This is a genomic window from Bradyrhizobium sp. CCH5-F6, from assembly GCF_001556045.1.
In the GTDB taxonomy this organism is placed as follows: domain Bacteria; phylum Pseudomonadota; class Alphaproteobacteria; order Rhizobiales; family Xanthobacteraceae; genus Bradyrhizobium.
In genome coordinates this window covers 23,236-30,021 of record NZ_LSIC01000210.1, presented here as the reverse complement: position 1 = coordinate 30,021, position 6,786 = coordinate 23,236, and the positions used below count along the sequence as shown (strand labels likewise).

At 60.6% G+C, this 6,786-nt stretch carries 9 protein-coding genes and 1 tRNA gene; 2 read left to right on the top strand and 8 right to left on the bottom strand.

Annotated features, from left to right (window positions below; genetic code table 11):
• Positions 1-52: 52 nt before the first annotated feature.
• The 3 genes from AX729_RS40270 to AX729_RS37010 all read right to left on the bottom strand — a co-directional run bounded on the left by AX729_RS40270 (position 53) and on the right by AX729_RS37010 (position 1,705).
• Positions 53-373: a ribosomal L7Ae/L30e/S12e/Gadd45 family protein gene (locus tag AX729_RS40270; RefSeq protein ID WP_156457415.1), complete on the bottom strand. Its 321-nt coding sequence runs from the start codon at positions 371-373 to the stop codon at positions 53-55.
• Positions 373-1,125: a hypothetical protein gene (locus tag AX729_RS37015; protein WP_061029720.1), complete on the bottom strand. Its 753-nt coding sequence runs from the start codon at positions 1,123-1,125 to the stop codon at positions 373-375. Before AX729_RS37015 ends, AX729_RS40270 begins: the two co-directional genes overlap by 1 nt.
• 85 nt (positions 1,126-1,210) lie before the next feature.
• Positions 1,211-1,705, bottom strand: coding sequence for a hypothetical protein (locus AX729_RS37010; protein WP_061029718.1), 495 nt, complete (start codon positions 1,703-1,705; stop codon positions 1,211-1,213).
• Positions 1,706-2,271: 566 nt separating this feature from the next.
• On the opposite strand from AX729_RS37010, the gene AX729_RS37005 reads away from it, so the two are divergent.
• Entirely contained in the window at positions 2,272-2,973 is a 702-nt protein-coding gene (locus tag AX729_RS37005) for a hypothetical protein (protein ID WP_061029716.1), read from the top strand.
• Between the two features lie 206 nt (positions 2,974-3,179).
• Entirely contained in the window at positions 3,180-3,410 is a 231-nt protein-coding gene (locus tag AX729_RS40265) for a hypothetical protein (protein WP_156457414.1), read from the top strand.
• A 46-nt stretch (positions 3,411-3,456) separates the two neighbouring features.
• Here AX729_RS40265 and AX729_RS37000 read toward each other — a convergent pair whose 3' ends face one another.
• The 5 genes from AX729_RS37000 to ilvD all read right to left on the bottom strand — a co-directional run bounded on the left by AX729_RS37000 (position 3,457) and on the right by ilvD (position 6,756).
• Entirely contained in the window at positions 3,457-3,687 is a 231-nt protein-coding gene (locus AX729_RS37000; RefSeq protein WP_061029714.1) for a hypothetical protein, read from the bottom strand.
• A gap of 67 nt (positions 3,688-3,754) precedes the next feature.
• On the bottom strand, positions 3,755-3,925 hold the full coding sequence (locus AX729_RS40260; RefSeq protein WP_156457413.1) for a hypothetical protein: 171 nt from the start codon (positions 3,923-3,925) through the stop codon (positions 3,755-3,757).
• A 155-nt stretch (positions 3,926-4,080) separates the two neighbouring features.
• Positions 4,081-4,170: transfer RNA gene (locus AX729_RS36995), tRNA-Ser, on the bottom strand.
• A 193-nt stretch (positions 4,171-4,363) separates the two neighbouring features.
• Positions 4,364-4,687, bottom strand: coding sequence for a hypothetical protein (locus AX729_RS36990; protein ID WP_061029726.1), 324 nt, complete (start codon positions 4,685-4,687; stop codon positions 4,364-4,366).
• Between the two features lie 218 nt (positions 4,688-4,905).
• Positions 4,906-6,756 (bottom strand): dihydroxy-acid dehydratase, encoded by a 1,851-nt coding sequence (gene ilvD / locus AX729_RS36985; RefSeq protein WP_061029713.1) that lies wholly within the window; start codon positions 6,754-6,756, stop codon positions 4,906-4,908.
• Positions 6,757-6,786 lie beyond the last annotated feature (30 nt).

The following is a 6,786-nucleotide window of genomic DNA, read 5'->3' as shown; positions in this document are numbered from 1 at the left end:
CACCTCCAGGCTCAACGAGCCTACTACAGGTGTCCACTCATTCGGAGGAAGTTCACACCTCGATCTTACCGGAGAAAGTGCTCAACGGACCCATGCCCGCGAAGATGCGCTTGGCGATTTTGTTTGGAATCTCTCGGCCGGCCACAAGCAACAGCTTTTCCAGACTGTCTTCGACCTTGCCGGCGAGCACCAGGACGTTAGCGGCCTCGATATGCTTGGCTAGTTCTTCCGATAGGTTGGCCATACCCGATCCAACCGCAACCGGAGGGCGAGCGCAAGGGCAAGGCTTCTGATTCTTGCGTTTTCGATGGCCGCGACCGACATGAGCCTGCCGCGACTCAGGCGGCGGCTTCACGCAGGCGCGGGTCGGCATCACAGATCTCCTTCTTGGCGCAAACGCGCCAGTTTAGGGAGAAGCCGCCCAATCTCCGAGTTTATCTTGGTGGTATAAGCTCGCCTTTTTTTGTGGACGTGGTTGGCACTGTTTGAAAATGTGATGCCGTCGATGAGTCTCTGGGGGTCTCTAATTGCTCCGGAATTCAAAAGCGCGATGTCAAGTGTAGCGATGTGTCGTGTGAGTTCTCCGTTCAGTTTGACGATCGCTTCTTCAAGCTCCATTCGTTCGTTGTGTGCTGATTGGAACTGCCATCGCTTCGTGTCCGCTATTTCCCACTCGTTCATCGTGGCATCTAAGTCTACCTTAGCCTTCTTCAACATAGGGACGATGGTGGCGGCGACCGCTGGACCAATTGGATGTGACCGTCGCAACTCATCAATGATAGTTGTTGATCGAGCTATCTGGTTCAGTTTAAGCGAGAGCCGTAATTCGTTTTCCAGTACGGATGCAAGCTCGTGCAGAACTCCGTAGCTTTGGATTGCGCTTTGACGATTGGAAATTGCACGTTGCGCCGCAAGCTGTGACTGTACGGCAAACCAGGCAGCGACTGCCGCGCCAAGAGTTATCATTGCGCTAATCAGATTGCCGGCAAAGCCGAGCCAGTCTGTCAGCTTCAGAGGCTCGGCCGGGAACGTGAAGGGCATACCGATGCTGATTAGACCAACAAGGATCGTGGCAAGCCCTAATATTGCTATCGGAGTCAGGCCAGGAAGATTCTTGGAATTCATCGCTTGCCGCTCTTAGATCAATGGTGTGCAACTAGCGCAGCCGCGAAAGAACGAACTCGACGCGGCGTGGGCGATGCATTGTCGACTAATTTAACTTGGTGCAGACGCCGATACCGATAACGGGTGTGTCGCTGTTGTCATCGTCGCCACTGACATACCCAACCAGGTACGCTGTCAGAAACCGATTGTTTTCCGGATTGAACCGTAGCTCGGTCAGATTGAAATCGCAGCGTACCCAACCCTCGTCCCATACCTCAATCGGTTTGGAAAAATCCCGCATATTGCGACAGGGGATGTCTTTACTGCTGCCGGACTCGGTGAGAGCTACATTGAAGCGATTGACTGCAGAGAGTTCTGCCCCGTCGAACATCTTCTCGCGAGCGCTACTTAAGTGGTTGAGTTTCAAAACGAAGGCCTTCGCTGGCCTAAAATTCGCAGCGTTCCATCGCTGCAGCTGCTTATCGTAGCTGACCCCTCCTGCTGCGTCGGGCGTGCAGTAGTAGGTCGCACTTCGCGGTGCTATCGCATCCGCAGGGCCAGCCAGAACGCAAAGCCCTAGAAGAATGAAAAGCTGTCTCATCAAGGCCCCCTCACGCCGCCCAACGATAATGCAACCTTGAGGCGCGCGAAAGCGCCCCAAAGGAGGTGGATATTTAGCGCAAATCAGCTGATGATGCCGGTTGGGTGTGAGAGCCCGGACCAGTGATATCGACCGCTTTTCCCTGCAAGGAATTGCCTATCGCCTGCAAGCGATGGGCGGCGGTTGACCGAGCCCTTTGAGGCTCAACGGACGCGCTTGGCGGCGCGGTACCGACCGGATCTTTATGGCCGGGGCGTGCCGTTCTGTCCAGAGGGAAGGCTTCCCAGTCCCTCCCTTAAAAGCGGTGCACCTGTCTCACTGGCAGGCTCTCACCCCCGGCTGCCTGGTCTGTCACCGGGCGCGGCTGTGAGAGGCCGACGAACCAGTGAGCCCTACGCATGACACGCAAGATCACCAGCGCCGCCGGCGCAGTCCGATTCTCCACATCTCCCCCGACCTCAGCTAGCCCGTCTGGCGCATTCCAGACCGCGCGCACCGCGACAGAACCAAACGGGACCCATTCGACGTGTAACGCCCATGCTGAAGGCCTGAGCAGGAGATCACTGATGAACAAGATCGTCGCCGCCGTTTCTATTGCCGCCGCCACCCCGACAATTGCACCGTCGTTCGCCGCCAGCCTCCCGCAATCTCATCCTGACGCTGAACTATTGAGCCTCGCTGACGAATACGTCCTGGCAGAGCAGCGCTGGTGCGATCTGAATGTTGCGGTCGATCGCCTGGCGTTCGACGACCACCGCGCAAGAATGCCTAAGGTTCTCGAATGGCGGGACGAGGATCTGGAGCTCGGTCTCCCGCAGTTTCAGTATGTGGACGAGGTACGCAACGCCTGGGACTGTCCTGCCAACGTCAATCGACTTCGCGAGGAGAGATGGCCAGTTACCGCGCGCAGCGGTGCCGACGATGACCTGACCCTGAGGTTCCTGTTGCTCACCCCATCGCCCCAAGCGCGTGCACGGGCAGACGAGATCATTGCCGCCTTTGATGCATGGAATGCCAAGCGCTATCCGCGTGGCCTTAAAAAATTGGAGCGGGAGCGCGACAGGGCTTTCGAGGTCTACGCCTCGATCGAGGAGCGCATTGCGGCAACGCCTGCATCAACTGCCGACGGGATAATGACCAAGATCCGCTGTGCGCAGGCCTACTCAAAGGCGCGTAATGTCGCGGATATCTCTTTGGACTGCGGAAGCTGCGGCGAGAGGATGGCGGAATCGATCTTCCGCGACATCGAGCGGCTGGCCACGGGCTAAGGTTCATGGGCCAGCCGGTTTCCGCTGGCCCATTTGCATTTCATGCTCATCGTTCCAGCGTCTATTTACAGCAGCGGTTCTGTCCGTATTTTTACCGCGCATAGCCTAAGCCAATTTGTCGCGGACCTTCTAGGGACAACTTGATAGAGAACGCACAACCACTGCGATAGGCTCTAGGCGTGGGGCTCTTTAAGGGAGTACCGTTCATGAAAACCTTAATTGCAATCTTATTCGGCGTTATCGCACTAACGATTGTCCAAGCATCACCTTCGGTTGCTCAAATGAATTCGATGCAAGAGATAGAATTGGCAAAGGCCAAAGCCGAGCAGCAAAAGCAGAAGGAAGAAGCCGAAGCCAAAAAGATGAAGGAAGCCAACGAAAAAAAACAGGCCGAGGAAGCAAAGAAGAAGGAAGAAGAAAAAAAGAAAACAAACTAGATTTGGTCAGCATGCTGCGAGGCCGCCCACTCGGCGGCCTCTTCATTCATACAGAGCGGCCTCCCTTCCAGACCGGCGCACCTGTTCGATCTCTCTCGCTTCTTGCGAACTCCTTGGCGATCTCCTCCGCTTCCTTCTTGCTCGGTAGGCCGCTGATTGATCGCCGGCCAGGGTTCTCGTCGAACTGCACGAAGGTTGAGACTCGGATCTCGTAGCGATGGTTCAGGTCACCATCATCGCAGCAGATGAGACGCACGCGCGTGTAGGGCTTGGACATCCCTATCGAGACGTGCCGCGCTCGAGAGTCAATTTATCGATCCATAGGGGCGCGGAACGAGCGCGAGCTACTGCCTGTCGTGGGTGTGGAAAACGTTCGGTCCAGACTCACCCTGGCGGCCTCCGACCGCGCTGCCGCCAGCCTGGATCAGGACAACGATGACCGCGACGAGCGTGAATAGCAGTCCGATCAGTTCCGTCTCAGGTGAGCCAGGGTCGATTCCAAGTCCGACTTCCACGCCTACCTCCCTCGCCTTCGTTGAGCTTTGAACGATGGCTGAAGCGCGCCGATTGTCTAACGACCGGGCAAGGCAAAGTAAGTCGTGGTTAGGGTCGTGGGCACTTCACCAAATCTAAATCAACCCATTGGAATAATTAGCCATTTTTACGACCTTGGCGGAAGGGGTGGGATTCGAACCCACGGTACCCTTGCGGGCACGCCGGTTTTCAAGACCGGTGCCTTAAACCACTCGGCCACCCTTCCAAGCCCAGGATGGGTGTCGCTTAACGCAGTCGACCGCGCAAGGCAACGCGAACTTGGCAGGCTCGTGGTCAGCGTTCTCGCGTTAGATAGTCCGGTGGGGACGTGCCATCGGCTCCGGAGTCACCTGAGGCGCGCAAAAGCAAACGCGGCGCCCCCGGGGAGCGCCGCGCTTGTTCTTCGTAACTTGTTCGGCTCAGTAGCCGCAGGACGCGCAGTTCATCTGCACCGGGGCATAGTAGGAATAGCCGGGCGAGACCATCTCGACGCGCTGGCGCGTGGCGTATTGCGGCGGGATGCGCTCGTACTGGACGCCCGGGGGCGCGACCATCACGGTCTGCGGCACCATCACGGTGCGGTACTGCGCCGGCGTGCGGTGCGCGACCACGGCGCCCGGCGACACCATCACGGTCTCGTCGACGGTGCGGTATTGCGGCGGCACATATTGCTGCTGATAGCAGGTCGTGCAGGGCGGCGGCGTGTAGCAATTGTAGCAGCCGGCGGAGGCTGCGCCCGTCATGGAAATCGCGGCGACGGCGGTCGAGAAGACGACGGCGAGAGTACGAGACATTGCGGTGGTGCCCCAGTTGCCCGAAATGGATTTGCGAAGGTCGGCGCAGTATACGCCGCAAAACCTCGCTTTGCCGAACTTCGTCGAGGCATCCTTAATGCGAACGGCCGGCTCTCGCCGGCCGTTCAGCACTTGTTGACCATGCGCGGGTGGCGGACGGCGCGTGCTCAGTTCGAGCGACGCTTCACCTCGCGCACCGCGCCGCGCGCGGCGCTGGTGGTGAGCGCGGCGTAAGCCTGCAGCGCGGTCGAGACGTTGCGCTTGCGGCCCGTCGCCTGCCAGGCGGCATCGCCCTTCGCCTCTTCCGCTGCGCGGCGGCTGGCGAGCTCCTCGTCGGAAACCTCCAGCGTGATGCTGCGGTTCGGAATGTCGATGGCGATGATGTCGCCAGTCCGCACCAGACCGATGTTGCCGCCTTCCGCCGCTTCCGGCGACAGATGGCCGATCGACAGGCCGGACGAGCCGCCCGAGAAGCGGCCGTCGGTGACGAGCGCGCAGGCTTTGCCGAGGCCCATCGATTTCAGGTAGCTGGTCGGATACAGCATCTCCTGCATGCCGGGGCCGCCGCGCGGGCCTTCATAGATGATGACCACGACCTCGCCGGCGACGACCTTGCCGCCCAGGATGCCTTCGACGGCAGCGTCCTGGCTTTCGAACACGCGCGCCGGGCCCGAGAATTTCAGGATCGAGGCGTCGACGCCGGCGGTCTTCACGATGCAGCCGTCCTGGGCGAGGTTGCCGTAGAGCACGGCGAGACCGCCGTCCTTGCTGAAGGCATGCGCGAGGTCGCGCACGACGCCCTTCTCGCGGTCGGCATCGAGCTCGTCGTAACGGCGCTCCTGGCTGAAGGCGACCTGGGTCGGGATGCCGCCGGGCGAAGCGCGATAGAAGGTGCGGACCGCTTCGCTCTTGGTGCGCTTGATGTCCCAGCGCTCCAGCGCATCGTTCATGGTCGGCGCGTGCACGGTCGAGACCGAGGTGTCGATCAGCCCGGCGCGGTCGAGCTCGCCGAGAATGCCCATGATGCCGCCGGCGCGATGCACGTCCTCGACATGGACGTCTGCGACCGACGGCGCGACCTTGCACAGCACGGGCACGCGGCGCGACAGCCTGTCGATGTCCTTCATGGTGAACGCCACCTGCCCTTCATGGGCGGCGGCCAGCAAATGCAGCACGGTATTGGTGGAGCCGCCCATGGCGATGTCGAGCGTCATCGCGTTCTCGAACGCCTTGAAGTTCGCGATGTTGCGCGGCAGCACGCTGGCGTCGTCCTGCTCGTAATAGCGGCGGACGAGATCGACGATGGTGTGGCCGGCCTCGACGAACAGGCGCTTGCGGTCGGCATGGGTTGCGACCACCGAGCCGTTGCCGGGCAGCGCGAGGCCGAGCGCCTCGGTCAGGCAGTTCATGGAGTTGGCGGTGAACATGCCCGAGCAGGAGCCGCAGGTCGGGCACGCCGAGCGCTCGATCACCTTGACGTCCTCGTCGCTGACCTTGGAGTCGGCCGCAGCGACCATGGCGTCGATGAGGTCGACTGCCTTGGTCTTGCCCTGCAGCTTGACCTTGCCGGCTTCCATCGGTCCGCCCGAGACGAACACGGCGGGGATGTTGAGCCGCAGGGCGGCCATCAGCATGCCGGGGGTGATCTTGTCGCAATTGGAGATGCAGACGAGGCCGTCGGCGCAGTGGGCGTTGGCCATGTATTCGACGCTGTCGGCGATCAGCTCGCGCGACGGCAGGCTGTAGAGCATGCCGTCATGGCCCATGGCGATGCCGTCGTCGACCGCGATGGTGTTGAACTCCTTGGCGACGCCGCCGGCCTGCTCGATCTCGCGCGCGACGAGCTGGCCGAGGTCCTTGAGATGGACATGGCCGGGAACGAACTGGGTGAAGGAGTTGACGACGGCGATGATCGGTTTGCCGAAATCGGCGTCCTTCATGCCGGTCGCGCGCCAGAGGCCGCGGGCGCCCGCCATGTTGCGGCCGTGGGTGGTGGTGCGGGAGCGATAGGCTGGCATGGCGGTTTCCGTCCTGGGTTTGGCTGGCCG

Bases quoted from the DNA above. Each gene is read 5' to 3' on its own strand.
- AX729_RS37005 (WP_061029716.1), top strand. From the start codon at position 2,272: ATGAACAAGATCGTCGCCGCCGTTTCTATTGCCGCCGCCACCCCGACA.
- AX729_RS37015 (WP_061029720.1), bottom strand. From the start codon at position 1,125: ATGAATTCCAAGAATCTTCCTGGCCTGACTCCGATAGCAATATTAGGG.
- AX729_RS37010 (WP_061029718.1), bottom strand. From the start codon at position 1,705: ATGAGACAGCTTTTCATTCTTCTAGGGCTTTGCGTTCTGGCTGGCCCT.
- AX729_RS37000 (WP_061029714.1), bottom strand. From the start codon at position 3,687: ATGTCCAAGCCCTACACGCGCGTGCGTCTCATCTGCTGCGATGATGGT.
- AX729_RS40265 (WP_156457414.1), top strand. From the start codon at position 3,180: ATGAAAACCTTAATTGCAATCTTATTCGGCGTTATCGCACTAACGATT.
- ilvD (WP_061029713.1), bottom strand. From the start codon at position 6,756: ATGCCAGCCTATCGCTCCCGCACCACCACCCACGGCCGCAACATGGCG.
- AX729_RS40270 (WP_156457415.1), bottom strand. From the start codon at position 373: ATGCCGACCCGCGCCTGCGTGAAGCCGCCGCCTGAGTCGCGGCAGGCT.
- AX729_RS36990 (WP_061029726.1), bottom strand. From the start codon at position 4,687: ATGACGGGCGCAGCCTCCGCCGGCTGCTACAATTGCTACACGCCGCCG.